The sequence below is a fragment of the Roseovarius aquimarinus genome (genome assembly GCF_043661195.1).
Classification (GTDB): domain Bacteria; phylum Pseudomonadota; class Alphaproteobacteria; order Rhodobacterales; family Rhodobacteraceae; genus Roseovarius; species Roseovarius aquimarinus.
In genome coordinates, this window is sequence record NZ_JBIHMM010000002.1 from 47,940 (window position 1) to 70,531 (window position 22,592).

General features: G+C 62.7%; 29 protein-coding genes. 4 read left to right on the forward strand and 25 right to left on the reverse strand.

Annotated features, from left to right (window positions below):
• Positions 1 to 8 precede the first annotated feature (8 nt).
• The 8 genes from rplF to rpmC all read right to left on the reverse strand — a co-directional run bounded on the left by rplF (position 9) and on the right by rpmC (position 3,046).
• Positions 9 to 542: a 50S ribosomal protein L6 gene (gene rplF, locus ACGRVM_RS07515; RefSeq protein WP_377171266.1), complete on the reverse strand. Its 534-nt coding sequence runs from the start codon at positions 540 to 542 to the stop codon at positions 9 to 11.
• A 12-nt stretch (positions 543 to 554) separates the two neighbouring features.
• Positions 555 to 947 (reverse strand): 30S ribosomal protein S8, encoded by a 393-nt coding sequence (gene rpsH / locus ACGRVM_RS07520; RefSeq protein ID WP_377171264.1) that lies wholly within the window; start codon positions 945 to 947, stop codon positions 555 to 557.
• Positions 948 to 959: 12 nt separating this feature from the next.
• On the reverse strand, positions 960 to 1,265 hold the full coding sequence (gene rpsN / locus ACGRVM_RS07525; protein WP_377171262.1) for a 30S ribosomal protein S14: 306 nt from the start codon (positions 1,263 to 1,265) through the stop codon (positions 960 to 962).
• An 18-nt stretch (positions 1,266 to 1,283) separates the two neighbouring features.
• Positions 1,284 to 1,847 (reverse strand): 50S ribosomal protein L5, encoded by a 564-nt coding sequence (gene rplE / locus ACGRVM_RS07530; RefSeq protein WP_377171260.1) that lies wholly within the window; start codon positions 1,845 to 1,847, stop codon positions 1,284 to 1,286.
• On the reverse strand, positions 1,840 to 2,151 hold the full coding sequence (gene rplX / locus ACGRVM_RS07535) for a 50S ribosomal protein L24 (RefSeq protein WP_377171258.1): 312 nt from the start codon (positions 2,149 to 2,151) through the stop codon (positions 1,840 to 1,842). The genes rplE and rplX overlap by 8 nt, the downstream gene beginning before the upstream one ends.
• A 1-nt stretch (position 2,152) precedes the next feature.
• Positions 2,153 to 2,521 carry a 50S ribosomal protein L14 gene (rplN, locus tag ACGRVM_RS07540; protein WP_377171256.1) on the reverse strand — a complete coding sequence of 123 codons (369 nt, stop codon included), beginning with the start codon at positions 2,519 to 2,521 and terminating at the stop codon, positions 2,153 to 2,155.
• Between the two features lie 78 nt (positions 2,522 to 2,599).
• Positions 2,600 to 2,830, reverse strand: coding sequence for a 30S ribosomal protein S17 (rpsQ, locus tag ACGRVM_RS07545; RefSeq protein ID WP_377171254.1), 231 nt, complete (start codon positions 2,828 to 2,830; stop codon positions 2,600 to 2,602).
• A 12-nt stretch (positions 2,831 to 2,842) separates the two neighbouring features.
• Positions 2,843 to 3,046, reverse strand: a complete 204-nt coding sequence (gene rpmC, locus ACGRVM_RS07550) for a 50S ribosomal protein L29 (RefSeq protein WP_377171252.1) — start codon at positions 3,044 to 3,046, stop codon at positions 2,843 to 2,845.
• A 163-nt stretch (positions 3,047 to 3,209) separates the two neighbouring features.
• On the opposite strand from rpmC, the gene ACGRVM_RS07555 reads away from it, so the two are divergent.
• On the forward strand, positions 3,210 to 3,830 hold the full coding sequence (locus ACGRVM_RS07555) for a TIGR02466 family protein (RefSeq protein ID WP_377171250.1): 621 nt from the start codon (positions 3,210 to 3,212) through the stop codon (positions 3,828 to 3,830).
• A 123-nt stretch (positions 3,831 to 3,953) separates the two neighbouring features.
• On the opposite strand, the gene ACGRVM_RS07560 is transcribed toward ACGRVM_RS07555, so the two are convergent.
• The 15 genes from ACGRVM_RS07560 to rpsL form a co-directional block, all read right to left on the reverse strand.
• Positions 3,954 to 4,292, reverse strand: coding sequence for a hypothetical protein (locus ACGRVM_RS07560; protein ID WP_377171248.1), 339 nt, complete (start codon positions 4,290 to 4,292; stop codon positions 3,954 to 3,956).
• An 81-nt stretch (positions 4,293 to 4,373) separates the two neighbouring features.
• On the reverse strand, positions 4,374 to 4,787 hold the full coding sequence (rplP, locus tag ACGRVM_RS07565; RefSeq protein WP_377171246.1) for a 50S ribosomal protein L16: 414 nt from the start codon (positions 4,785 to 4,787) through the stop codon (positions 4,374 to 4,376).
• A gap of 13 nt (positions 4,788 to 4,800) precedes the next feature.
• Positions 4,801 to 5,508 (reverse strand): 30S ribosomal protein S3, encoded by a 708-nt coding sequence (gene rpsC / locus ACGRVM_RS07570; RefSeq protein ID WP_377171244.1) that lies wholly within the window; start codon positions 5,506 to 5,508, stop codon positions 4,801 to 4,803.
• Positions 5,508 to 5,888, reverse strand: coding sequence for a 50S ribosomal protein L22 (gene rplV, locus ACGRVM_RS07575; protein ID WP_076532290.1), 381 nt, complete (start codon positions 5,886 to 5,888; stop codon positions 5,508 to 5,510). The genes rpsC and rplV overlap by 1 nt, the downstream gene beginning before the upstream one ends.
• A 3-nt stretch (positions 5,889 to 5,891) precedes the next feature.
• The gene (gene rpsS, locus ACGRVM_RS07580) at positions 5,892 to 6,170 is read right to left on the reverse strand and encodes a 30S ribosomal protein S19 (RefSeq protein ID WP_055295568.1); all 279 of its coding nucleotides are present in this window, start codon (positions 6,168 to 6,170) and stop codon (positions 5,892 to 5,894) included.
• A 3-nt stretch (positions 6,171 to 6,173) separates the two neighbouring features.
• Positions 6,174 to 7,016 carry a 50S ribosomal protein L2 gene (rplB, locus tag ACGRVM_RS07585; protein ID WP_377171241.1) on the reverse strand — a complete coding sequence of 281 codons (843 nt, stop codon included), beginning with the start codon at positions 7,014 to 7,016 and terminating at the stop codon, positions 6,174 to 6,176.
• 317 nt (positions 7,017 to 7,333) lie between these two features.
• Complete coding sequence (locus ACGRVM_RS07590) at positions 7,334 to 7,963, reverse strand: AbiU2 domain-containing protein (RefSeq protein ID WP_377171239.1); 630 nt, start codon at positions 7,961 to 7,963, stop codon at positions 7,334 to 7,336.
• 166 nt (positions 7,964 to 8,129) lie between these two features.
• Positions 8,130 to 8,426, reverse strand: coding sequence for a 50S ribosomal protein L23 (locus tag ACGRVM_RS07595; protein ID WP_377171237.1), 297 nt, complete (start codon positions 8,424 to 8,426; stop codon positions 8,130 to 8,132).
• A complete protein-coding gene (gene rplD, locus ACGRVM_RS07600; protein WP_377171235.1) occupies positions 8,423 to 9,040 on the reverse strand; it encodes a 50S ribosomal protein L4 in 618 nt (205 codons plus the stop codon). Before rplD ends, ACGRVM_RS07595 begins: the two co-directional genes overlap by 4 nt.
• On the reverse strand, positions 9,037 to 9,906 hold the full coding sequence (gene rplC, locus ACGRVM_RS07605; protein ID WP_377171233.1) for a 50S ribosomal protein L3: 870 nt from the start codon (positions 9,904 to 9,906) through the stop codon (positions 9,037 to 9,039). Before rplC ends, rplD begins: the two co-directional genes overlap by 4 nt.
• A 14-nt stretch (positions 9,907 to 9,920) precedes the next feature.
• A complete protein-coding gene (rpsJ, locus tag ACGRVM_RS07610; RefSeq protein ID WP_076532278.1) occupies positions 9,921 to 10,229 on the reverse strand; it encodes a 30S ribosomal protein S10 in 309 nt (102 codons plus the stop codon).
• Positions 10,230 to 10,331: 102 nt separating this feature from the next.
• Complete coding sequence (tuf, locus tag ACGRVM_RS07615) at positions 10,332 to 11,507, reverse strand: elongation factor Tu (RefSeq protein WP_377171231.1); 1,176 nt, start codon at positions 11,505 to 11,507, stop codon at positions 10,332 to 10,334.
• 88 nt (positions 11,508 to 11,595) lie between these two features.
• A complete protein-coding gene (fusA, locus tag ACGRVM_RS07620) occupies positions 11,596 to 13,719 on the reverse strand; it encodes an elongation factor G (RefSeq protein WP_377171229.1) in 2,124 nt (707 codons plus the stop codon).
• A 26-nt stretch (positions 13,720 to 13,745) separates the two neighbouring features.
• On the reverse strand, positions 13,746 to 14,216 hold the full coding sequence (gene rpsG, locus ACGRVM_RS07625) for a 30S ribosomal protein S7 (RefSeq protein WP_377171227.1): 471 nt from the start codon (positions 14,214 to 14,216) through the stop codon (positions 13,746 to 13,748).
• Between the two features lie 12 nt (positions 14,217 to 14,228).
• On the reverse strand, positions 14,229 to 14,600 hold the full coding sequence (rpsL, locus tag ACGRVM_RS07630) for a 30S ribosomal protein S12 (protein ID WP_076532270.1): 372 nt from the start codon (positions 14,598 to 14,600) through the stop codon (positions 14,229 to 14,231).
• 387 nt (positions 14,601 to 14,987) lie between these two features.
• Between rpsL and ACGRVM_RS07635 the strand changes: the two genes are divergently transcribed.
• Complete coding sequence (locus ACGRVM_RS07635; RefSeq protein WP_377171225.1) at positions 14,988 to 15,815, forward strand: putative rhamnosyl transferase; 828 nt, start codon at positions 14,988 to 14,990, stop codon at positions 15,813 to 15,815.
• A 1-nt stretch (position 15,816) separates the two neighbouring features.
• Positions 15,817 to 16,641 carry a putative rhamnosyl transferase gene (locus ACGRVM_RS07640; protein ID WP_377171223.1) on the forward strand — a complete coding sequence of 275 codons (825 nt, stop codon included), beginning with the start codon at positions 15,817 to 15,819 and terminating at the stop codon, positions 16,639 to 16,641.
• Here the strand turns inward: ACGRVM_RS07640 and ACGRVM_RS07645 are convergent.
• On the reverse strand, positions 16,574 to 17,476 hold the full coding sequence (locus tag ACGRVM_RS07645; protein WP_377171221.1) for a DMT family transporter: 903 nt from the start codon (positions 17,474 to 17,476) through the stop codon (positions 16,574 to 16,576). The genes ACGRVM_RS07640 and ACGRVM_RS07645 overlap by 68 nt on opposite strands.
• A gap of 131 nt (positions 17,477 to 17,607) precedes the next feature.
• Between ACGRVM_RS07645 and ACGRVM_RS07650 the strand changes: the two genes are divergently transcribed.
• A complete protein-coding gene (locus ACGRVM_RS07650) occupies positions 17,608 to 18,207 on the forward strand; it encodes a VOC family protein (RefSeq protein ID WP_377171219.1) in 600 nt (199 codons plus the stop codon).
• Positions 18,208 to 18,292: 85 nt separating this feature from the next.
• On the opposite strand, the gene rpoC is transcribed toward ACGRVM_RS07650, so the two are convergent.
• Positions 18,293 to 22,519: a DNA-directed RNA polymerase subunit beta' gene (gene rpoC, locus ACGRVM_RS07655; protein ID WP_377171217.1), complete on the reverse strand. Its 4,227-nt coding sequence runs from the start codon at positions 22,517 to 22,519 to the stop codon at positions 18,293 to 18,295.
• Positions 22,520 to 22,592: the final 73 nt, after the last annotated feature.

Genomic DNA, 22,592 nt, shown 5'->3' on the forward strand with positions numbered 1-22,592 from the left:
CCCGTTCCTTACTTCTTCTTGCCTTCTTTCTGGAAGATATACTCGTCCTTGTAGCGAATACCCTTGCCCTTGTAGGGCTCGGGACGACGCCAATCGCGGATATTGGCCGCGACCTGACCGACGAGCTGCTTGTCCGTGCCTTCGACCACCATTTCGGTGGGCTTGGGAACGGTGACAGTCACACCTTCCGGAATTTGAAAATCGACGTCGTGCGACAGGCCGAGGTTCAGTTTCAGGACATTGCCCTGAAGCTGCGCCCGGTAACCCACGCCGCGGATTTCCAACTCTTTCTTGAACGTATTCTTCGCGCCGTGGACCATGTTGGCCACAACGGTGCGGGTCATGCCCCACTGCTGGCGCGCGCGCTTGGACTTGCCGCGCGGGCTGACGCGGATCGTGCCATCTTCGATGGCGATCGTGACGTCATCCGTGAAGGTGAAGGACTTGGCGTCCTTCGGACCCTTGATTTCCAGCTTTTGGCCGCTGAGCGACGCGGTCACACCATCAGGAAGGGCGACGGGCAATTTGCCGATACGAGACATATTCAGGCCTCCTTAGAATATCGTGCAGAGCACTTCGCCACCGACATTGTGGCTGCGTGCATTTGCATCCGACATCACACCCTTGGGGGTGGAGACAATCGACACACCGAGGCCCTGACGGACCGAGGGGATGTCCTTGACGCCCAGATAGACGCGACGACCGGGCTTGGAGACCCGCTTCATTTCGCGAATGACGGGGGCGCCATCGAAGTATTTCAGGCTGATCTCGATGGCCGGGTGGCCATCCTTGCCCGTCACGCTCTCGAAGCCACGGATATACCCTTCGTCCGCCAGAACGCCGAGCACGCGCTCGCGCATCTTGGAGGCGGGGGTGATGACCGTGGACTTGCCGCGCATGGAGGCGTTGCGGATCCGCGTGAGCATATCGCCGATAGGATCATTCATATCAAATCTCCCTTACCAGCTGGATTTCACGAGGCCGGGGGCCTGGCCGTTCTGGCCCAGTTCCCGCAGCGCGATACGCGACACTTTGAGCTTGCGGTAATATGCATGCGGACGGCCCGTCAGCTGGCAGCGGTTGTGAAGCCGCGTCGCGCTGCTGTTGCGGGGCAGATCCGCCAGCTTCAGGGTCGCGCGGAAGCGCTCCTCCATCGGCTTGCTCTCATCGTTGATGATCTCCTTGAGCGCGGCGCGTTTCGCGGCGTACTTCTCGACCATCTTCTGGCGCTTCTTCTCGCGCTCGATCATTGCTTTCTTAGCCATAACTCTCTCTCCCGCCGATCAGCTGTTGAAAGGCATGTTGAAATGCTTCAACAGCGCCTTCGCTTCGGCATCGGTCTTCGCCGTGGTTGCGATGATGACATCCATGCCCCAGTTCTCGTCGATCTTGTCGAAGTTGATCTCGGGAAAGATGATGTGTTCCTTGATGCCGAAGGCATAGTTGCCACGGCCATCGAAGGATTTGCCCGAAATACCGCGGAAGTCGCGGATCCGGGGCATCGCGACCGTGATGAGACGGTCGAGGAAGTCGTACATGCGGTTGCCGCGCAGGGTGACCTTGGCACCGAGGGGCATGTCCTCGCGAACGCGGAAGCCCGCGATGGAGTTCTTCGCCTTGGTGACGACGGCGCGCTGGCCGGCGATCGCGGTCAGGTCGTCCTGAGCCGACTTGGCCTTCTTGCTGTCGCGCACGGCCTCGGACCCGCAGCCGATGTTCAGGACGATCTTGTCCAGACGCGGGATCTGCATGTCGTTAGTATAGCCGAACTCTTCTTTCAGCTTGGCCTTGATCTCGTCGCGGAACTGCGTGCGCAGGCGCGGGGTATAGGTTGCGGTATCAAGCATCGATCACGTCCCCCGTGGTCTTGGCGACGCGCACTTTCTTGCCGTCCTTGATCTCGAAGCCGACGCGGGTCGGCTTGCCCTTGGCATCCAGGAGCGCGATGTTGCTCAGGTCGATCGGCATCGCCTTGGGGATGCGGCCGCCCTGGCTCGTCTGGCTCTGGCGTGTGTGACGGATGGCCATGTTCACGCCATCGACCACGGCCTTGCCGGCCTTGGGATCGACGGAGGAAATCGTGCCTTCCTTGCCCTTGTCCTTGCCGGCAAGGACGACGACCTTGTCGCCTTTCTTCAGTTTGGCAGCCATGTCACAGCACCTCCGGGGCGAGCGAGATGATTTTCATGAATTTCTTGGCGCGCAGCTCGCGAACGACCGGTCCGAAGATACGCGTACCGACCGGCTCACCTGCGTTGTTCAGGATCACGGCGGCGTTGGTGTCGAAGCGGATCGCGGTGCCGTCTTCGCGGCGCACTTCCTTGGCGGTGCGGACGACGACGGCCTTGCGCACGTCACCCTTCTTCACACGGCCACGGGGGATGGCTTCCTTGACCGAAACGACGATGATGTCACCGACACTCGCGTAACGACGTTTGGAACCACCCAGAACCTTGATGCACTGCACGCGGCGCGCGCCGCTGTTGTCAGCAACATCCAGGTTTGTCTGCATCTGGATCATTTGGTTTCTCCCGACCTACCGGGGGGCGATGCGGCCCTTGCCCCGGGGTTTCGATTAAATAGGAAAGATCCCGCCGGCTTACGCCTGCAGAACCTCCCAGCGTTTCGTCTTGGACTTGGGCGCGCATTCGATGATGCGGACCTGGTCACCGACCTTGAAGGTCTCGTTCTCGTCATGAGCGCGATACTTCTTGGATTTCCGGATCGTCTTTTGCAGAACGGGATGCTTGAAGCGGCGCTCGACCGAAACGGTTACGGTCTGTGCGTTGGCGTCGCTCGTCACGGTGCCGGAGAGGATACGTTTGGGCATCTTGCAGGCTCCTTATTCTGCTGCCGCGGCAGCGGCTTTCTCGTTGAGAATGGTCAGCACGCGGGCGGCGTTGCGACGCGCGGTGCGCATCTGCGCCGCGTTCTCAAGCTGGCCGGTGGCCGCCTGGAAGCGCAGGTTGAACTGAGCCTTCTTCAGATTCGCCAGCTCTTCACGCAGCTGGTCGGGCGTCTTCTCGCGAAGTTCCTTGGCATTCATTGCCGTATCCTTTCAACATCACTGGAGGGCCGCAGAACGCGTCACCCTGATTCCGGTGGAGATCCTTGTGATTGGGCGCGTATAGAGGGGCGGGCCGGTGGGCGCAACCCCTTAGTTCGATTGCCCCTCGCCTTGCGCCCTGCCCTGCGCTAAGACGCCGCGCATGGCACATATATCCTCTCTCTTCGTCACCCGTCTCTACCGCGCCCGCCTGAGCGAGCTGGGCAAGCCGATCGACGCCGCCGAGCTCGAGGCGTCCTGCTGGTCCATCGCCGAGGATGACGAGGCCGGGCAGGCCTGGTGCGAGGAGAACGGCTATCCGGGCTATACCTCCTACGCGTCGCTCGACGATCTGCCCTACCGCTTCCCGATCTTCCGCGACCTCGAGAAGGCGCTCGACAAGCATGTCGCCGCTTTCGCCGAGGATCTGGAATTCGATCTTGGCGGAAGGAAGCTCAAGCTCGACAGCCTCTGGATCAACATCCTGCCCGAGGGCGGCACGCATTCGTCGCATATCCACCCGCATTCGGTCATCTCCGGCACGACCTACGTCACCATGCCCGAAGGCACCAGCGCGCTGAAGCTGGAAGACCCACGGCTCGCCCGCATGATGGCCGCCCCGCCCCGCCGCAAGGACGCGCGCGAGGAGCTGCGGGCGTTTAGGTATGAGGCGCCGGAGGCGGGCGAGGTGCTGCTGTGGGAGTCGTGGCTGCGGCATGAGGTGCCGGTGAACATGTCTGAGGGGGACCGGGTGAGTGTGAGTTTCAATTATGCTTGGGGGTGAGTGTGTTGCCAAACCACCGATAAGTCCAGATCTACTAAATATATCTTATAGGATTTCTCGCGTACCCCGCTGAGGGTAACGCGATAACAAAATATATCATTACAAAATCATAGATTTTCATACTCAAAGGCCGACCAACAGCCATAAGAAAATTAACGAAACTACGCCGAAAACTTTCACCCAAGTGGCAGAAAAATCCGCTGTGCGGGAAAAAATTCTCAGAAGAAAAGATATTATTGCCGCAATAAACGCTGGTACAGCGGCCGCGCCTAATCCTGTAAAAAACACCGCCCACGGATAACGTCCACCGTAGCTCGCGTCGTACCATCCATGCTGATAGAGAAATGCAACTGCAAATACGAACGTCACCACTAAAAAGGCGGTCAACATTTCTACGCAATTTCGCAATTCAATCTCCGCTGTAAACAAGAAATGCCCCCGCTGAACTTTAAGCAGGGGCATTCTCAACTTCTCTACCGTGGTGCGGCCGCAATTGGCTTCGCCAATCGCGTCCCCGCCCGCGTCATTCGCAAGCGAATGATGTTACCAGTCCTCGCGGACCACCACGCGGGTCTTGATCGGCAGCTTCATCGCGGCGAGGCGCAGGGCCTCGAAGGCGATCTCTTCGCTGACGCCGTCGATCTCGAACATCACGCGGCCCGGCTTGACGCGGGCGGCCCAGTAATCGACCGAGCCTTTACCCTTACCCATACGGACTTCGGTCGGCTTCGACGTCACCGGCAGGTCCGGGAAGATCCGGATCCAGACACGGCCCTGACGCTTCATGTGGCGCGTCATCGCGCGGCGTGCCGCTTCGATCTGACGTGCCGTGATGCGCTCGGGCTGCGTGGCCTTGAGGCCGAAGGAGCCAAAGTTCAGGTCCGAGCCGCCCTTGGCTTCGCCCTTGATGCGGCCCTTGAACTGCTTGCGGAATTTAGTGCGTTTCGGTTGTAGCATCTGTCATTCCCCCTTAGCGACGACCGCCTGCACCGCGAGGTGCCGGGCCATCCTGAAGTTCCTGAGCCTTGCGGTCACGCGCGCTGGGGTCGTGGTCCATGATCTCGCCTTTGAAGATCCAGGTCTTGATCCCGATGATGCCGTAGGCGGTGAGCGCCTCGACATGCGCGTAATCGATATCGGCCCGCAGCGTGTGCAGCGGAACGCGGCCTTCGCGATACCATTCGGTCCGGGCGATCTCGGCGCCGCCGAGGCGGCCGGCGAGGTTCACGCGGATGCCGAGGGCACCCATGCGCATCGCGTTCTGCACGGCGCGCTTCATCGCACGGCGGAAGCTGACCCGGCGCTCCAGCTGCTGGGCGATGCTCTCACCCACCAGCGCGGCATCCAGCTCGGGCTTGCGCACTTCGACGATGTTGAGGTGCAGCTCGCTGTCGGTCATCGCGGCCAGCTTCTTGCGCAGCGTCTCGATATCCGCGCCTTTCTTGCCGATGATGACGCCGGGGCGGGCCGTGTGCACCGTCACGCGGCACTTCTTGTGCGGACGCTCGATGATGACGCGGCTGACGCCGGCCTGCTTGCACTCGCGCTTGATGAACTCGCGCATGGCGATGTCCTCGAGCAGGAGGTTGCCGTAGTCCTTGGTGTCGGCGTACCAGCGGCTGTCCCAGGTGCGGTTCACCTGCAGGCGCATGCCGATCGGATTGACTTTGTTACCCATCAGGCTTGCTCCTCGACTTGACGCACGATGATCGTGATTTCCGAGAACGGCTTGCGCAGGGCGCCGAACCGGCCGCGGGCGCGCGGACGGCCGCGCTTCATCACGAGGTTCTTGCCGACATAGGCCTCGGCCACGACAAGCTCATCGACGTCCAGATTGTGGTTGTTCTCGGCATTGGCGATGGCCGACTGGAGGCACTTGCGCACATCCTCGGCGATCCGCTTCTGGCTGAAGGTGAGGTCCGTGAGGGCCTTGTCCACCTTCTTGCCGCGGATGAGCTGCGCGAGAAGATTGAGTTTCTGCGGGCTGGTGCGAAGCATCCGGAGCTTGGACCGGGCTTCGTTGTCTGCCACGCGGCGGGGGTTCTTTTCCTTGCCCATGACTTACTTCCGCTTCGCTTTTTTGTCCGCGGCATGACCGTAATAGGTCCGGGTCGGCGAGTACTCGCCGAACTTCTGACCGATCATGTCCTCGGTGACGTTGACAGGGATATGCTTCTTGCCGTTGTAGACGCCGAACGTCAGGCCCACGAACTGGGGCAGGATCGTCGAGCGGCGCGACCATATCTTGATGACTTCATTGCGCCCGGATTCGCGCGATGCTTCGGCCTTTTTCAGGACGTAAGCATCCACGAAGGGGCCTTTCCATACAGAACGTGCCATGTGTTAACGGCCCTTCTTCTTGGCGTGACGCGAGCGGATGATGAGCTTCTGCGACGCCTTGTTCTTGTTGCGGGTGCGCGCACCCTTGGTCGGCTTGCCCCAGGGCGTGACGGGGTGGCGACCACCCGACGTCCGGCCCTCGCCACCGCCATGCGGGTGGTCGATCGGGTTCATGACGACACCGCGAACGGACGGGCGCACGCCGTAATGGCGCATCCGGCCAGCCTTGCCGAAATTCTGGTTCGAGTTGTCGGGGTTCGAGACCGCGCCAACCGTCGCCTTGCACTCCTGCCGCACGAGACGAAGCTCGCCCGAGCTGAGGCGGATCTGGGCATAGCCACCGTCACGGCCGACGAACTGGGCATAGGTGCCCGCGGCGCGTGCGATCTGGCCGCCCTTGCCGGGCTTCAGCTCGATGTTGTGCACGATCGTGCCGATCGGCATGCCCGAGAACGGCATGCAGTTGCCGGGCTTGATGTCGACCTTGGCGCCGGAATAGATCTTGTCGCCGATCGCGAGGCGCTGGGGCGCCAGGATATAGGTCTGCTCGCCATCGTCGTACTTGATGAGGGCGATGAACGCGGTCCGGTTCGGATCGTATTCGATCCGCTCGACGGTCGCGCCCATGTCGAACTTGTTGCGCTTGAAATCAACGATCCGGTAGAGGCGCTTCGCCCCACCCCCGCGACGACGCGATGTGATACGTCCGGTGTTGTTCCGGCCGCCCGACTTGGTCAGACCCTCGGTGAGGGCCTTGACGGGGCGTCCTTTGTACAGCTCCGAACGGTCGATCAGCACCAGCCCGCGCTGGCCCGGCGTCGTTGGCTTATACGACTTGAGTGCCATGCTTTCTGTCTTCCGTTTAGCAGTGGCGAAACGTGTTTCGCCTATGTGGGGCGGGCCTGGCCCGCCATTGGTATAGGCCCCCGTAGGTGCCCGGCTAGATCGTTCGAGTGAACGAAAACGAAGCCCCGGACGAATCCGGGGCTGCCGTGATGGGTCCGTGTAGTAAAGACCGCGCGGAGGGTCAAGCGGATAAGGTGCGAAAGGCGATTGGCTGGGTGGGCCGCGTGCCCCCTGCCCCATGGCGCCAGCTCTCCGAGCCAGGAGTTGTTAAGCAACACTTCACCGATCGACACTGCGGACCCTACTGCCGCATCGATCTATTCTCGTTCGATACTTGCTAGCATTGGAAGCGCAGCACACAGCATCCTAGTTTCTTTTTCAGCTCGTTTTGGAAAGTCCCGGTAAACGTTCCGGGAGCTTTCAACAATATATCCGGCTTGATCCACTATTTCATGCACCCGCTCAGTCAGGTCGAGTAGATCTTTCAAAGTTGCTCTATCAAATTTAGTTTTTGGATCAATATTGTGAGCTAACGTATAGTCTCTCAAAGACTTCAGCTGAGATAACGTAGAGTTATTCCTAACACGCCGATTTAATTCGACGAATTGACGCTTGGCCGCAAAATAACGTTCAATTTCATAGGTAATACCTATTTTTGCCATCCTTTCCGAGTGATACTGCTCTATTTCCAAGTCCGACGGCAAATTTCTGCAAAGACTATGGATGGTGATTGCATCGCGCCCGGTATCAAACATCCGCGTGTTGAAGAGAACGAGTGCGTTAATGATCTCGCTGTTGCCGAGAGCTAATGCGCGCCCTGACATTGAGCCGTCAACGACCCTTATCCAATCGTCATTGCCGATCAGGCCTTTTAGATGGCCAAGATGCCGACAGTAATAGCTGCAGTGTTTGTGGATATTTTTATAGAGGCGAACAAACTCTTCCATTCAATTGCTCTTTTATTCCCTCAATTGAGGTAAGTAGTGCGAATTTCTGCAGCCGACGCACCGGTTGGTTTCAACAGGAAGTGTGACGCAATTGAATCCAATATGACCACAAAAAAACCCCGGCCACTACAGCCGGGGTTTTCCAATTCTTCAAACCAACAAGACGTCAGAGACCGGTGGTCACGTCGATCGTGTTGCCTTCTTCCAGCGTGACATACGCCTTCTTGACGTCCGCGCGGCGGCCCATCTGGCCGCGGAAGCGCTTGGACTTGCCCTTGGTGATGGTCGTGTTCACGGCCTTCACCTTCACACCGAAGAGCGCCTCGACGGCCTCCTTGATCTGGGGCTTGTTGCTGTCGATCGCCACTTCGAAGACGACGGCGCCGTTCTCGGACGCCATCGTGGCCTTCTCGGTCACGACGGGCTTGCGGATCACGTCGTAATGTTCGGGTTTCGCGCTCATTTCAGTCGTGCCTCCAGTGCTTCGACACCCGCCTTCGTGATCACCAGCGTGTCACGCTTGAGGATGTCATAGACGTTCGCACCGATGGTCGGCAGGACGTCCAGACCCTCGATGTTGCGCGCGGCCTTGGCGAAGTCTGCATTGACCTCGGCGCCGTCGATGACCAGCGCGCGCTTCCAGCCCAGATCCTTGATCTGCTTGGCCAGGGCGCCCGTCTTGGTCACGCCCGACACGTTCTCGATGATCACGAGCTCGCCTGCGCGCGCCTTGGCGCTCAGGGCATGCTTGAGACCGAGCGCGCGGACCTTCTTGGGCAGATCATGCGCATGGCTGCGCGGCGTCGGGCCCTTGTAGATACCACCCTTGCGGAAGATCGGAGCCGAACGCGCGCCGTGGCGTGCGCCGCCGGTGCCCTTCTGGCGATAGATCTTCTTGGTCGAGTAGCTGACTTCCGAGCGCGTCTTGACCTTGTGCGTGCCCTGCTGCGCCTTGTTGCGCTGCCAGCGGACGACACGGTGCAGGATATCGGCACGCGGATCGAGGTCGAAGATGTCTTCGCCCAGATCGACCGAGCCGGCCTTGCTGCCGTCCAGTTTGATCATGTCGAGTTTCATGCTTCGCTATCCTTCTCGTTGGACGGATCCACACCCGCGTCCTTCTCTGCCTCGATCTCGGCCTCGGCCTCCTTCTCGGCGGCTGCCTCCTCGGCGGCCTGCGCCTCGGCTGCGGCCTTGGCGGCTGCTTCTTCCTCGGCGGCTGCGGCTGCGGCTGCCTCGGCTGCGGCCTTCTCGGCCTCTTCGGCTGCCGATTTCAGCGCGGCGGGGATGATGGCGTTCTCGGGGAACGGCTTTTTCACCGCATCCTTGATCGTCACCCAGCCGCCCTTGGAGCCGGGAACGGCGCCCTTGACCATGATGAGGCCGCGGCCCGCATCGGTCTTGACCACTTGCAGGTTCTGCGTGGTGATCCGCGCGGCACCCATGTGGCCGGCCATCTTCTTGCCCTTGAACACCTTGCCGGGGTCCTGGCACTGGCCGGTCGAGCCGTGGGAGCGGTGGCTGATCGACACACCGTGGGTCATTTCAAGACCACGGAAGTTGTGACGCTTCATGGCACCGGCGAAACCCTTACCGATCGAGGTGCCGCAGACGTCCACGAACTGACCTTCGAAGTAATGGTTGGCGGTGATCTCCTCGCCGACCGCGATCATCGCCTCGGGCGCCACGCGGAATTCCGCGATCTTGCGCTTGGGCTCGACCTTGGCCGCGGCGAAGTGACCGCGCATGGCCTTGGAGGTCCGCTTGGCCTTGGCCGAGCCTGCGCCCAGCTGAACGGCCGAGTAACCGTGGGTTTCGGCCGTGCGCTGCGCGACGACCTGAAGCTTGTCCAGTTGAAGAACGGTGACAGGAACCTGCCGGCCGTCTTCCATGAAAAGACGGGTCATGCCCACCTTCTTTGCGATAACGCCAGAGCGCAACATAACGACTGCCCTCCTTAAACCGAAATCTGCACGTCGACGCCGGCGGCGAGGTCGAGCTTCATCAGCGCGTCCACGGTCTGGGGCGTCGGATCAACGATATCCAGCAGGCGCTTGTGCGTGCGGATCTCCCATTGATCGCGGGACTTCTTGTTCACGTGGGGGCCACGCAGAACGGTGAATTTTTCAATCTTGTTCGGCAGCGGGATGGGCCCACGGACGTCGGCGCCCGTGCGCTTCGCGGTGTTGACGATTTCCTGCGTGCTGGCATCCAGTACGCGGTAGTCGAACGCCTTGAGCCGAATGCGAATGTTCTGGCTTTGCATTGGTCTAGCCTTTCGCGGCATTGGAGTTGATAGGAGGGAGGCCGGACCACCCGGCCTCCCTCATCGAACCCTTGGGGCGGGCACGGCGCCCGCCCGGGATGATTATTCGACGATCTTCGAGACGACGCCGGCGCCGACGGTGCGGCCACCTTCGCGGATCGCGAAGCGCAGACCCTCTTCCATGGCGATCGGGGCGATCAGCTCGACGTTGAACTGAAGGTTGTCGCCCGGCATCACCATTTCGGTGCCTTCGGGAAGAACGACGGTGCCGGTCACGTCCGTGGTGCGGAAGTAGAACTGCGGACGGTAGTTGGCGAAGAACGGCGTGTGACGGCCACCCTCTTCCTTGTTCAGGATGTAGGCTTCCGCCTCGAACTTGGTGTGGGGCGTGACCGACTTCGGCTTGCACAGAACCTGGCCGCGCTCGACGCCTTCACGGTCGATGCCGCGCAGCAGGGCGCCGATGTTGTCGCCTGCTTCACCGCGATCCAGCAGCTTGCGGAACATTTCCACGCCGGTGCAGGTGGTCTTCTTGGTGTCCTTCAGGCCGACGATCTCGATTTCGTCGCCGACGTTGATGACACCGCGCTCGACGCGGCCGGTCACGACCGTACCACGACCGGAGATCGAGAAGACGTCCTCGACCGGCATCAGGAAGGGCTGGTCCACGGCGCGTGCGGGCGTCGGGATGTACTCGTCCACGGCGGCCATCAGTTTGCGGATCGACTCTTCGCCGATTTCGGGCTGCGTGCCGTTCATCGCGTGCAGCGCCGAGCCGGGGATGACGGGGATGTCGTCGCCGGGATACTCGTAGCTGGACAGCAGCTCGCGGATTTCCATTTCCACCAGCTCGAGCAGCTCCTCGTCATCCACCTGGTCGACCTTGTTCATGTAGACGACCATGTAGGGGATGCCCACCTGACGGCCGAGCAGGATGTGCTCGCGGGTCTGGGGCATGGGGCCATCGGCCGCGTTCACGACGAGGATCGCGCCGTCCATCTGGGCCGCACCGGTGATCATGTTCTTGACGTAGTCGGCGTGGCCGGGGCAGTCGACGTGGGCATAGTGACGGCTCTCGGTCTCGTACTCGACGTGAGCGGTCGAGATGGTGATGCCGCGGGCCTTCTCTTCGGGCGCGCCGTCGATCTGGTCATAGGCGCGGAAGTCGCCGAAATACTTGGTGATCGCAGCCGTCAGCGTGGTCTTGCCGTGGTCGACGTGACCGATCGTGCCGATGTTCACGTGCGGTTTGCTGCGGTCAAACTTTTCCTTTGCCATGGTGTGGCTCCTCTTTTGACAAGTCAGGTGGTGGGCGACATGCCCACCCTACGGTGGTGGGTAGGGCGGGGAGACCCCCGCCACCCGGTTAAGCGTATTTCGCCTGGATCTCTTCCGAGATGTTGCTCGGGACCGGCTCGTAATGCGAGAACTGCATCGTGAACTGGGCCCGGCCCGACGACATCGACCGCAGGGTGTTGATGTAGCCGAACATGTTCGCCAGCGGCACCTTGCAGTTCAGAGCGATGGCGTTGCCGCGCGGCTCCTGCCCCGAGATCTGGCCTCGGCGCGAGGTCAGATCGCCGATGATCCCGCCCGTGTATTCCTCGGGGGTGACGACCTCGACCTTCATGATCGGCTCGAGCAGCTTGGCGCCGGCCTTGCGCAGACCTTCACGCATGCCCATGCGGGCCGCGATCTCGAAGGCCATGACGCTGGAGTCCACGTCGTGGAACTTGCCGTCGATCAGGGCGACCTTGAAGTCGATCACCGGGAAGCCGGCGAGCGGGCCGCTGTCCATGACGGAACGGATGCCCTTCTCGACGCCGGGGATATATTCCTTCGGCACGGTGCCGCCGACGATGCGGCTCTCGAAGGAGAAGCCTTCGCCCGGCTCGGTCGGCGAGATGACCATCTTGACCTCGGCGAACTGACCCGAACCACCCGACTGTTTCTTGTGGGTGTAGGTGTGCTCGATCTCGTGGCTGATCGTCTCGCGGTAGGCCACCTGCGGCGCACCGATATTGGCGTCCACCTTGAACTCGCGGCGCAGACGGTCGACGAGAATGTCGAGGTGAAGCTCGCCCATCCCCTTCATGATCGTCTGGCCCGACTCGATATCGGTCTCGACGCGGAACGAGGGATCCTCGGCCGCAAGACGTGCGAGGCCCGCGGACATCTTCTCCTGGTCGCCCTTGGTCTTCGGCTCGACCGCGATCTCGATCACGGGCTCGGGGAAGGTCATCGTTTCCAGAACGACCTGCTCCTTGGGATCGCAAAGCGTGTCGCCCGTGGTCGTGTCCTTGAGACCGGCCAGCGCGATGATGTCGCCGGCGAAGGCTTCTTCGATCTCTTCGCGGTTGATCGAGTGCATCATCATCATGCGGCCGATGCGCTCCTTCTTGCCCTTGGTCGAGTTCTGGACGGTGTCGCCCTTCTTGAGCACGCCCGAATAGATGCGCGTGAAGGTCAGCGAGCCGACGAACGGGTCGTTCATGATTTTGAACGCGAGGCCCGAGAACGCCATGTTGTCATCCGCGCGGCGCGGGATGTTGCGGGTCTCGGTCTCGTCATCGGGGCTGAAGCCCATGTAGTCGACCACGTCCAGCGGGCTGGGCAGGTAATCGACGACAGCGTTCAGCAGCGGCTGCACGCCCTTGTTCTTGAAGGCCGAGCCGCAGAGGATCGGAACGAAGGACATCGACAGCGTACCCTTGCGGATCAGCTTGCGCAGGGTCGGAACGTCAGGCTCCTCGCCTTCGAGATAGGCTTCCATCGCGGCGTCGTCCATTTCGACGGCGTTCTCGATGAGGTTCGCGCGCCACTCCTCGGCGAGCTCTTTCAGCTCGTCGCGGATCGGCTGACGGGTCCAGGACGCGCCCAGATCCTCGCCCTTCCAGGTCCACTCTTCCATGGTGACGAGATCGACCATGCCCTCGAGCTCGTTCTCCGCGCCGATCGGGATCTGGATCGGGGCGGGGATCGCACCGGTGCGGTCCTTGATCATCTTGACGCAGTTGAAGAAGTCGGCGCCGATCTTGTCCATCTTGTTGACGAAAACGATGCGCGGAACCTTGTAGCGGTCGGCCTGGCGCCAGACGGTCTCGGTCTGGGGCTCGACACCCGCGTTGGCGTCGAGAACCGCGACGGCACCGTCGAGCACGGCGAGGCTACGCTCGACTTCGATCGTGAAGTCGACGTGGCCGGGCGTGTCGATGATGTTCATGCGGAACTTGGTGTCCGACGTACCGTCCTTGGTGGGGTCTTCCTGCCACTGCCAGAAGGTGGTGGTCGCAGCCGAGGTGATCGTGATGCCACGCTCCTGCTCCTGCTCCATCCAATCCATCGTGGCCGCACCGTCATGCACCTCACCGATGTTGTGAGACTTGCCTGTGTAGAACAGGATGCGCTCGCTGCAGGTGGTCTTGCCTGCATCGATATGGGCCATGATGCCGAAGTTGCGGTAGCGTTCGAGCGGATAATCGCGTGCCATGGGGCTGCTTCCTCAGAGTATCTGTTTTACCAACGGTAATGGCTGAACGCTTTGTTCGCGTCGGCCATCTTGTGAGTGTCTTCGCGCTTTTTGACGGCGCTGCCACGGCTGTTGACCGCGTCCAGAAGCTCACCCGCAAGGCGCTCTTCCATCGTGTTCTCGTTGCGTGCGCGGCTCGCGTTGATGAGCCAGCGGATCGCCAGGGCCTCGCGGCGCTCGGGGCGCACTTCGACGGGGACCTGGTAGGTCGCACCGCCGACGCGGCGCGAACGGACCTCGACGGACGGCTTGATCAGATCGAGCGCCTCGTGGAAGATCTCGACCGGCGCGCGCTTGGCCTTGTCCTCGACGCGGCTCAGCGCGTTGTAGACGATGCGCTCGGCGGCGGATTTCTTGCCATCGACCATCAGGTTGTTCATGAATTTGGTCAGAACCCGGTCACCATACTTGGCATCGGGCAGAACTTCGCGCTTCTCGGCGGCGTGACGACGGGACATCTGGTAATCCTCTTATTTCGGGCGCTTGGCGCCATATTTCGAACGGCGCTGCTTGCGGTCCTTGACGCCTTGCGTGTCGAGCACGCCGCGAAGGATGTGGTAGCGCACGCCGGGAAGGTCCTTGACGCGGCCCCCGCGGATCAGGACCACCGAGTGCTCCTGAAGGTTGTGGCTCTCGCCCGGGATGTAGCTGATGACCTCGAAGCCATTGGTCAGGCGCACCTTGGCGACCTTCCGCATGGCCGAGTTCGGCTTCTTGGGCGTGGTGGTGTAAACGCGTGTGCAGACGCCGCGCTTTTGCGGGCAACCCTGCAAATGCTGCGATTTCTGCGCTCTAACTTTCGGCTGCCGCGGTTTGCGGATCAACTGTTGGATCGTTGGCATTCCGGTTCTTTCCCCGTCTCTCAACACATGTGTCTGCACGGGGCTGGCCCATGCGGTTAATCAAATGCATATGGCGCGTCCGCAATACGCAAGGACCGCGATCGCAACCCTTGCTGGTGCGGACGCGGCGAGTTTCCAGAGGATCGGGACGGCGGGCGCCCGGATCTTGACCACTTCAGTTCTGATATCGGCATACGGGGCGACCCCCGCGACCGGATGAGGCGCGTATAGGGGGAGTCGCGGGGGTTGTCAACAGCCCCACCCGGCGTATCGGCGGCCTTCACCGCAAGGCGCGCCGCGTCACTCAAATGCCATGCCCGCGCCTTGTCTTGGGGCCGTTCCGCTGCCATCGTCTGGGCCGGAACAGCGCGCGCAGGCAGGGCCGAAATGGACGTAGCACGAATGCAGGTCATCGGCCTATGCCGATTTTCCTACCCCGCCCTCGGCGGCTTCCAGATCGAGCATGACAGCCCCGAGGCGCGGGCCGCGTTCCTCTACGATCCCGTCCGCATGGACGAGCGTTTCGCCACCTTCGCCACGATGACCCTGCCCGCGCTCCGCGCGCAGACGGATCCCGACTTCACCCTGGCCATAGTCGTCGGAGACGCCATGCCCGAGGCGCTGCTGACACGCCTGCTCGATCTGGTGCAGGACATGCCGCAGGCGGTGGTGATCCCCCGCGCGCCCGGACGGCACCGGCAGGTGATGCAGGAGGTCATCAACACGGTGCGGCAGGAAAGCCCCCTGCCCTCGCTCCAGTTCCGGATGGACGACGACGATGCCGTGGGCGTCACCTTCATGGAGCGGCTGCGCGCGGCGGCGGGCGGCATCGCGCCCCTGCTCGCGCAGCATCGCTATGTCGGGATCGACTTCAACCAGGGCCATATCGCGCGCATCAGCCCGAAAGGCATCCACGCCAAACCGACGACCGAGACGCTCTGGACCCCGGCGCTCGGCATGGCGGTCGCGCCCGGCGCATCGCGCGGCATCATGAATTTCAGCCATGCCAAGCTCGCGCGCGTCATGCCGGTGCTGACACTGCCGGGCGAGGACATCATGCTGCGCGGGCACAACCAGTTCAACGACTCGCGCCAGAAGGACGGCGTGAAGCCCGTGCGCCTGCCGCTTCTGGATGAGGCGGGCGAGGCCGCGTTCCGGCGCCTCTACAATATCGACGCGGATCATGTCCGCGCCCATTTCGCGAAAGGCGCCTGAGATGCGCGTGATCGGCGTCTGCCGCTTCTCCTACCCGGCCCTCGGCGGCTTCAAGCGGATGCATGACAGCGTGGCCGAGCGCGAGGCCTATCTCTACGCGCCCGCCCGCATGGCGCTGCGTTTCGCGCATTTCGAGGCGCTGACCCTGCCGTCGGTCGCGGCGCAAACCGATCCGGACTTCACCTTCCTCATCATCATCGGCCCCAACATGCCCGAGCCCTGGATGGGCAGGCTCAAGGCGCTCTGCGCGGATGTGCCGCAAATCCGCATCGTGCCCTGCGAGCCGCTCAAGCACCGGCTCGCGCTCCAGATCGCCATTCAGGACGAGTTGGGCGCGGCGCGGCCCGAGAGCCTGCAATTCAGGCTCGACGACGACGACGCGATGGGCGTCGATTTCGTCGAACAGGCGCGCTCGGTCGCGCGGCGGTCGGGGCGGCTACGGCGGCGACAGCCGCGCACAGCGATCGAATTCAATTCGGGCTATTCCGCGACGCTCTCGGCGGAGGGCATCATCGCCGAGGAGGTCATCAGCTCGTTCTGGGCCTGCGGGCTCGCGGTGCATTTCGCGGAAGGCGACGACAAGACGATCATGAATTTCGGCCATCACAAGCTGCATCACGTCATGCCGTCGATCATCCACCCGCATCCGCCGATGTATATCCGCGCCAAGCATGCCGACAACGACAGCGAGGCAAAGTTCCGCCCCCGCCGCCTCAAGCCGCTCACCGATGCGCAGCGTCAGCTCTTCCGCACGCGTTTCAACGTTGACGAAGCGCGGGTGCGGGAGATTTTTGGCGCCCAAGCCGGGCCTCGCGGTAAAGCGTGAAGATCCCGCTGGCCACGACGATGCCCGCCCCCAGCAGGACCAGAGGCTCGGGCCAGTCACCGAATACCAGCCAGCCGAGCAGCAGCGCCCAGAGGATCGCCGTGTATCGGAAGGGCGCGGTAAAGCTGATCTCGCCCACGCGGACCACCATGATCGAGGCCAGATAGCCGGCGATGATGAGCACCGCCGCCCCGGCCACGGTTGCCCAGGCCTCCGCGCTCATCGGCGCCCAATCGTCCGCCGCGCTGGCGATGCCGAAGACCGTCATGACCGTCACCGAGGTCGCGAAGGTGACGAGCATCGAGGAGGTCTCGCGGCTAAGCTGGCGCGTCGCGAGATCGCGCACCGTGACGCAGACCACGGCAGCGAGACCGTAGAGCGCATAAACGTTGAAGCCCTCGGCACCCGGCTGCACGATCATCAGGATACCGATGAACCCCGCCAGAACGGCCGTGATGCGTTTCCATCCGACCGGCTCGCGCAGGAACACGGCCGCCGCGAGCGTGAGGGCCAGAGGCAGCGATTGAAGGATCGCGGTCACGTTGGCCAGAGGCATGTGATAAAGCGCGGTCAGGAAGAAATAGGTGCCCGCGACCTCGCCCGCGACGCGCAGCGCGATGGCGCCCGAGTCGCGGCGCGAGACGCGGCGCGAGAAGGCGCCCATGCGCCAGGCGATCACGCCCACGGCCACGCTCGTCAGGCAGCCGCGCAGGAAGATGACCTGAAAGAGCGGAACAGTGCCCGCGAGCGTCTTCATCAACGTGTCGTTGATCGTATAGGCCGCCATGGCGCCCATCATCAGAAGCGCGCCGATCATGTTGTCCGTCAGTTTCATGCGCGCATTTGCGCAGCCAATCGAGAAGCGCACAAGCCCCGAAACGCGCAGGGCGCCGCCTTGCCTTCGGCGCCCTGCGCGCCAGCTTGAAAGCTGGACCACAGGACCGCCGAGACGAGAGGAGACCGCCGATGACGCAAGCGACCGAGCTTCGCAAGATCCAGACCCAAGGGGTGCATCACCTGACCTTCACGGGCGCCGACCGGCAGACCAGCATTGATTTCTGGGAGGGCGTTCTGGGCATGCCCTTCATCTTCGATCAGCCCAACCTGGACGATCCGAACGAGGGGCATCTCTATTTCGATCCGGGCGATGGGCGGCTCATCACGATCTTCACCAACGAGAACCGCAAGCCCGATCCCTCCCCCGTACCCGAGGCCGTCGGCTCGCTGCATCACCTCGCCCTGAACGTCAGCCAGGCGACCTTCTGGCAGGTGGCGGCCCGGCTCGAGGCGCGAGGCGTGCAGCATTCGGGGCCGGTCGATCGCGGCTTCATGGATTCGATCTATTTCCGCGATCCGCTCGGCCTTCGGATGGAGCTCGCCAGCTACCGGTTCGAGCCGCCCGAGGGGTGCCGGTATGCCGATGTGATGATCGAAGCGCACCGGATCCGGGTCGAGCAAGGCGCGCGGAGTATCGAGCGCGAGCATCTGGCCGACGCGATCGAGCTGCTAGTCGCGCGGCGCCAGCAATCGCTCTCGCAGGACCGGAGCCCGCGAAACCCCTACTGAGCGGGCGTCCCGATACGAAAAGAGGCCCCAACGCAAAAGGCCCCGCATCGCTGCGGGGCCTTTTCCATCTTCAATCCGCCTTGGATCACTCGGCGCCGGTATCCTCGGCGCTTGTGTCCGCATCGCTCTCCTCGACCACCGGAGCGGCCAGGGCGGCGGCCGCTTCGGCCTCCTCGCGGCGCGCCTCGATGACGATGTTGTCGCGGCCCGCGGCGATCTTGCGCATCTCCTGGGTCGCGCCGCCGGTGCCCGCCGGGATGAGGCGGCCCACGATGACGTTCTCCTTGAGGCCGACAAGCTTGTCCCGCTTGCCCTGAACCGAAGCCTCGGTCAGCACGCGCGTCGTCTCCTGGAAGGAGGCCGCCGAGATGAAGCTGCGGGTTTGCAGCGACGCCTTGGTGATCCCCAGAAGGATCGGCTCGCCCTGTGCGGGGCGCACGCCCTTCTTGAGCGCCTTCTCGTTGGCGGCGTCGAACTCGGCCTTGTCCACATGCTCGCCCTTGAGCAGCGTGGTCTGGCCAGAGTCGAGGATCTCCCACTTCTGCAGCATCTGGCGCACGATGACCTCGATGTGCTTGTCGTTGATCTTCACGCCTTGCAGACGATAGACGTCCTGGACTTCGTCGATCATGTAATCGGCCAGCGCCTCGACACCCAGAATGCTGAGGATGTCATGCGGCGCGGGATTGCCGTCCATGATGTAGTCGCCCTTCTGGACGTAGTCGCCTTCCTGCACGGGGATGTGCTTGCCCTTGGGGACCATGTATTCGACGGTCTCGAGCGTCTCGTCGGTCGGCTCGATCGCGATACGGCGCTTGTTCTTGTAGTCCTTGCCGTAGCGCACATAGCCGTCGATCTCCGCGATGATCGCGTGATCCTTGGGACGGCGCGCCTCGAAGAGCTCGGCCACACGCGGCAGACCGCCGGTGATGTCCTTGGTCTTGGCGCCCTCGCGCGGGATCCGCGCCACCACGTCGCCCGCCTTGACCGCATCGCCCTCTTCGACGCTGAGGATCGCATCCACGGACATCGGATAGGTGACGGGGTTGCCGGCCTCGTTGCGCACGGGCTCGCCATCGTCGCCGACGATGAAGATCTCGGGCTTGAGCTCGTTGCCCTTGGGGGCCGCGCGCCAGTCCATGACGATCTTCTGGGTCATGCCGGTGGCATCGTCCGTCTCGTCGCGCACGGCGACGCCGGTCACGAGGTCCACGAACTTGGCCATACCCGACTTCTCGGCGATGATCGGCAGGGTGTAGGGATCCCATTCGAAGAGCTTGTCGCCGCGCTTTACCGTGTCGCCCGCCTTCACATGCAGCTTCGTGCCGTAGCCGAGCTTGTGGCTCGCCAGTTCGACATCGCCCTCGCCCATGATGAGCAGCTTCATGTTGCGGCCCATCACCAGCGTCTCGCCCGCCGAATTCTCGAGCGTCTGCTCGCCGTCGAAGGCGATCTTGCCCGACTGGCTGGCTTCAAGGAAGGATTGCTGGCCGCCCTGCGCGACGCCGCCGATGTGGAAGGTCCGCATCGTCAGCTGCGTGCCGGGCTCGCCGATGGACTGCGCGGCGATGATGCCGACAGCCTCGCCCTGGTTCACCATCGTGCCGCGCGCGAGGTCACGCCCGTAGCACATGGCGCAGACGCCGTCCTCGGCCTCGCAGGTCAGCGGGCTGCGGATGCGCGCGGTCTGCACCGCCGCCTCCTCGACCGCGTCGGCGGTAAGCTCGTCGATGAGCTGACCGCGCTTGACCAGCACCTCGTCCGTACCGGGGCGCAGGATGTCCTCGGCCGCAACGCGGCCCAGGAGACGCTCGCCGATGGACGAGACGACCTCACCGTCGTTGACCGCGGCTTCGGTCGTGATCGCGCGCTCGGTGCCGCAGTCGTACTCCCGCACGATGCAGTCCTGAGCGACGTCCACGAGGCGGCGCGTCAGATAGCCGGAGTTGGCCGTCTTGAGGGCCGTGTCCGACAGACCCTTACGGGCGCCGTGGGTCGAGTTGAAGTACTCGAGAACGGTCAGACCTTCCTTGAAGTTCGAGATGATCGGCGTCTCGATGATGTCGCCGTTCGGCTTGGCCATCAGGCCGCGCATGCCGCCCAGCTGCTTCATCTGCGTGACCGAGCCACGCGCGCCCGAATGGGCCATCATGTAGACGCTGTTCGGCTCCGCTTCGGCGCCGTTCTCGTCGGTCTTGCCCGACGAGATGTTGTTCATCATCGCCTCGGTGACCTGATCGTTACATTTCGACCAGGCATCGACCACCTTGTTGTACTTCTCGCCCTGAGTGATCAGGCCGTCCATGTACTGCTGTTCGAAGCCTTTGACCTGCTCGCGCGTCTCGCCGACGATCTCCCACTTGTTGTCGGGAATGACCATGTCGTCCTTGCCGAAGGAGATACCGGCGCGGAACGCCTCGCGGAAGCCCATCGTCATGATCTGGTCGCAGAAAATGACAGACTCCTTCTGGCCGCAATAGCGGTAGACGGTGTCGATGACCTGCTGAACTTCCTTCTTGCGCAGAAGGCGGTTGACGAGGCTGAAAGGCGCCTTGGCGTTCTTGGGCAGGAGCGCGCCGAGCCGCACGCGGCCCGGTGTCGTCTCGACGCGTTCGAACACCTCGTTGCCCTCGGCGTCGATCTGCGGGATGCGCGCGGTGATGCGCGCATGCAGATGCACATGGCCGGCGTCGAGCGCGTGCTGCACCTCGTCCATGGACGCGAACATCATGCCCTCGCCCTTCATGCCCTTGCGCTCGAGCGTGGTGTAGTAGAGCCCGAGGATCATGTCCTGCGACGGAACGATGATCGGCGCGCCGTTGGCGGGGCTGAGGACGTTGTTCGTCGACATCATCAGAACGCGCGCTTCAAGCTGCGCCTCGAGGCTCAGCGGCACGTGCACGGCCATCTGGTCGCCGTCGAAGTCGGCGTTGAAGGCCGAGCAGACCAGCGGGTGAAGCTGGATCGCCTTGCCCTCGATCAGGATCGGCTCGAACGCCTGGATGCCGAGGCGGTGGAGCGTCGGCGCGCGGTTCAGCATCACCGGATGCTCGCGAATGACCTCGTCGAGGATGTCCCAGACCTCGGGACGCTCCTTCTCGACCAGCTTCTTCGCCTGCTTGACGGTGCTCGACAGACCCTTGGCCTCGAGCCGCGAGTAAATGAACGGCTTGAAGAGTTCGAGCGCCATCTTCTTGGGCAGGCCGCACTGATGCAGCTTGAGTTCGGGACCGGTCACGATGACCGAACGGCCCGAGAAGTCGACGCGCTTGCCCAGAAGGTTCTGGCGGAAGCGACCCTGCTTGCCTTTCAGCATGTCGCTGAGCGACTTCAGCGGACGCTTGTTGGCGCCGGTGATGACGCGGCCGCGGCGGCCGTTGTCGAAGAGCGCATCGACGGATTCCTGAAGCATCCGCTTCTCGTTGCGCACGATGATGTCGGGCGCGCGCAGCTCAATCAACCGCTTGAGGCGGTTGTTGCGGTTGATGACCCGGCGATAGAGATCGTTGAGGTCCGACGTCGCGAAACGGCCCCCGTCCAGCGGCACCAGCGGGCGCAGCTCGGGCGGAATGACCGGGATCACGGTCATGACCATCCACTCGGGACGGTTGCCCGACTCGAGGAAGCTCTCGACGACCTTGAGACGCTTGATGATCTTCTTGGGCTTCAGCTCGCCCGTGGCCTCGGCCAGATCGGCGCGCAGGTTCTCGGCCTCTGACTCGAGGTCGATCTGGGCCAGCATGTCGCGGATCGCCTCGGCGCCGATATTGGCGGTGAAGGCGTCGATGCCATAGGCATCCTGCGCGTCCATGAATTCCTCTTCGGTCAGCATCTGGCCATAGGTCAGATCCGTCAGGCCCGGCTCGATCACGACGTAGTTCTCGAAATAGAGCACACGCTCGAGATCGCGCAGCGTCATGTCCAGCATGAGACCGATGCGCGACGGCAGCGATTTCAGGAACCAGATATGGGCGCAGGGCGCGGCCAGCTCGATATGGCCCATCCGCTCGCGGCGGACCTTCTGAAGGGTGACTTCGACGCCGCATTTCTCGCAGACGACGCCGCGATACTTCATGCGCTTGTATTTGCCGCAAAGGCATTCGTAATCCTTGATCGGACCGAAGATGCGCGCGCAGAAGAGGCCGTCACGCTCGGGCTTGAACGTGCGGTAGTTGATCGTCTCGGGCTTCTTGATCTCGCCGTAGGACCAGCTGAGGATGCGCTCGGGCGATGCCAGCGAGACCTTGATCTCGTCGAAGACGGCGGCGGGCGCGACGGGGTTGAACGGATTGTTCGTCAGTTCCTGGTTCATTTACTTACCTCGTAATGTTGGGCGCGAAAGGGGGATGGCGAGGCGAGCTCCCCGCAAGGGAGCCCGCCAAAAA

Coding starts and splice junctions, on each gene's coding strand:
- rplF (WP_377171266.1), bottom strand. CDS start 542: ATGTCTCGTATCGGCAAATTGCCCGTCGCCCTTCCTGATGGTGTGACC.
- rpsH (WP_377171264.1), bottom strand. CDS start 947: ATGAATGATCCTATCGGCGATATGCTCACGCGGATCCGCAACGCCTCC.
- rpsN (WP_377171262.1), bottom strand. CDS start 1,265: ATGGCTAAGAAAGCAATGATCGAGCGCGAGAAGAAGCGCCAGAAGATG.
- rplE (WP_377171260.1), bottom strand. CDS start 1,847: ATGCTTGATACCGCAACCTATACCCCGCGCCTGCGCACGCAGTTCCGC.
- rplX (WP_377171258.1), bottom strand. CDS start 2,151: ATGGCTGCCAAACTGAAGAAAGGCGACAAGGTCGTCGTCCTTGCCGGC.
- rplN (WP_377171256.1), bottom strand. CDS start 2,521: ATGATCCAGATGCAGACAAACCTGGATGTTGCTGACAACAGCGGCGCG.
- rpsQ (WP_377171254.1), bottom strand. CDS start 2,830: ATGCCCAAACGTATCCTCTCCGGCACCGTGACGAGCGACGCCAACGCA.
- rpmC (WP_377171252.1), bottom strand. CDS start 3,046: ATGAATGCCAAGGAACTTCGCGAGAAGACGCCCGACCAGCTGCGTGAA.
- ACGRVM_RS07555 (WP_377171250.1), top strand. CDS start 3,210: ATGGCACATATATCCTCTCTCTTCGTCACCCGTCTCTACCGCGCCCGC.
- ACGRVM_RS07560 (WP_377171248.1), bottom strand. CDS start 4,292: ATGCCCCTGCTTAAAGTTCAGCGGGGGCATTTCTTGTTTACAGCGGAG.
- rplP (WP_377171246.1), bottom strand. CDS start 4,787: ATGCTACAACCGAAACGCACTAAATTCCGCAAGCAGTTCAAGGGCCGC.
- rpsC (WP_377171244.1), bottom strand. CDS start 5,508: ATGGGTAACAAAGTCAATCCGATCGGCATGCGCCTGCAGGTGAACCGC.
- rplV (WP_076532290.1), bottom strand. CDS start 5,888: ATGGGCAAGGAAAAGAACCCCCGCCGCGTGGCAGACAACGAAGCCCGG.
- rpsS (WP_055295568.1), bottom strand. CDS start 6,170: ATGGCACGTTCTGTATGGAAAGGCCCCTTCGTGGATGCTTACGTCCTG.
- rplB (WP_377171241.1), bottom strand. CDS start 7,016: ATGGCACTCAAGTCGTATAAGCCAACGACGCCGGGCCAGCGCGGGCTG.
- ACGRVM_RS07590 (WP_377171239.1), bottom strand. CDS start 7,963: ATGGAAGAGTTTGTTCGCCTCTATAAAAATATCCACAAACACTGCAGC.
- ACGRVM_RS07595 (WP_377171237.1), bottom strand. CDS start 8,426: ATGAGCGCGAAACCCGAACATTACGACGTGATCCGCAAGCCCGTCGTG.
- rplD (WP_377171235.1), bottom strand. CDS start 9,040: ATGAAACTCGACATGATCAAACTGGACGGCAGCAAGGCCGGCTCGGTC.
- rplC (WP_377171233.1), bottom strand. CDS start 9,906: ATGTTGCGCTCTGGCGTTATCGCAAAGAAGGTGGGCATGACCCGTCTT.
- rpsJ (WP_076532278.1), bottom strand. CDS start 10,229: ATGCAAAGCCAGAACATTCGCATTCGGCTCAAGGCGTTCGACTACCGC.
- tuf (WP_377171231.1), bottom strand. CDS start 11,507: ATGGCAAAGGAAAAGTTTGACCGCAGCAAACCGCACGTGAACATCGGC.
- fusA (WP_377171229.1), bottom strand. CDS start 13,719: ATGGCACGCGATTATCCGCTCGAACGCTACCGCAACTTCGGCATCATG.
- rpsG (WP_377171227.1), bottom strand. CDS start 14,216: ATGTCCCGTCGTCACGCCGCCGAGAAGCGCGAAGTTCTGCCCGATGCC.
- rpsL (WP_076532270.1), bottom strand. CDS start 14,600: ATGCCAACGATCCAACAGTTGATCCGCAAACCGCGGCAGCCGAAAGTT.
- ACGRVM_RS07635 (WP_377171225.1), top strand. CDS start 14,988: ATGGACGTAGCACGAATGCAGGTCATCGGCCTATGCCGATTTTCCTAC.
- ACGRVM_RS07640 (WP_377171223.1), top strand. CDS start 15,817: ATGCGCGTGATCGGCGTCTGCCGCTTCTCCTACCCGGCCCTCGGCGGC.
- ACGRVM_RS07645 (WP_377171221.1), bottom strand. CDS start 17,476: ATGAAACTGACGGACAACATGATCGGCGCGCTTCTGATGATGGGCGCC.
- ACGRVM_RS07650 (WP_377171219.1), top strand. CDS start 17,608: ATGACGCAAGCGACCGAGCTTCGCAAGATCCAGACCCAAGGGGTGCAT.
- rpoC (WP_377171217.1), bottom strand. CDS start 22,519: ATGAACCAGGAACTGACGAACAATCCGTTCAACCCCGTCGCGCCCGCC.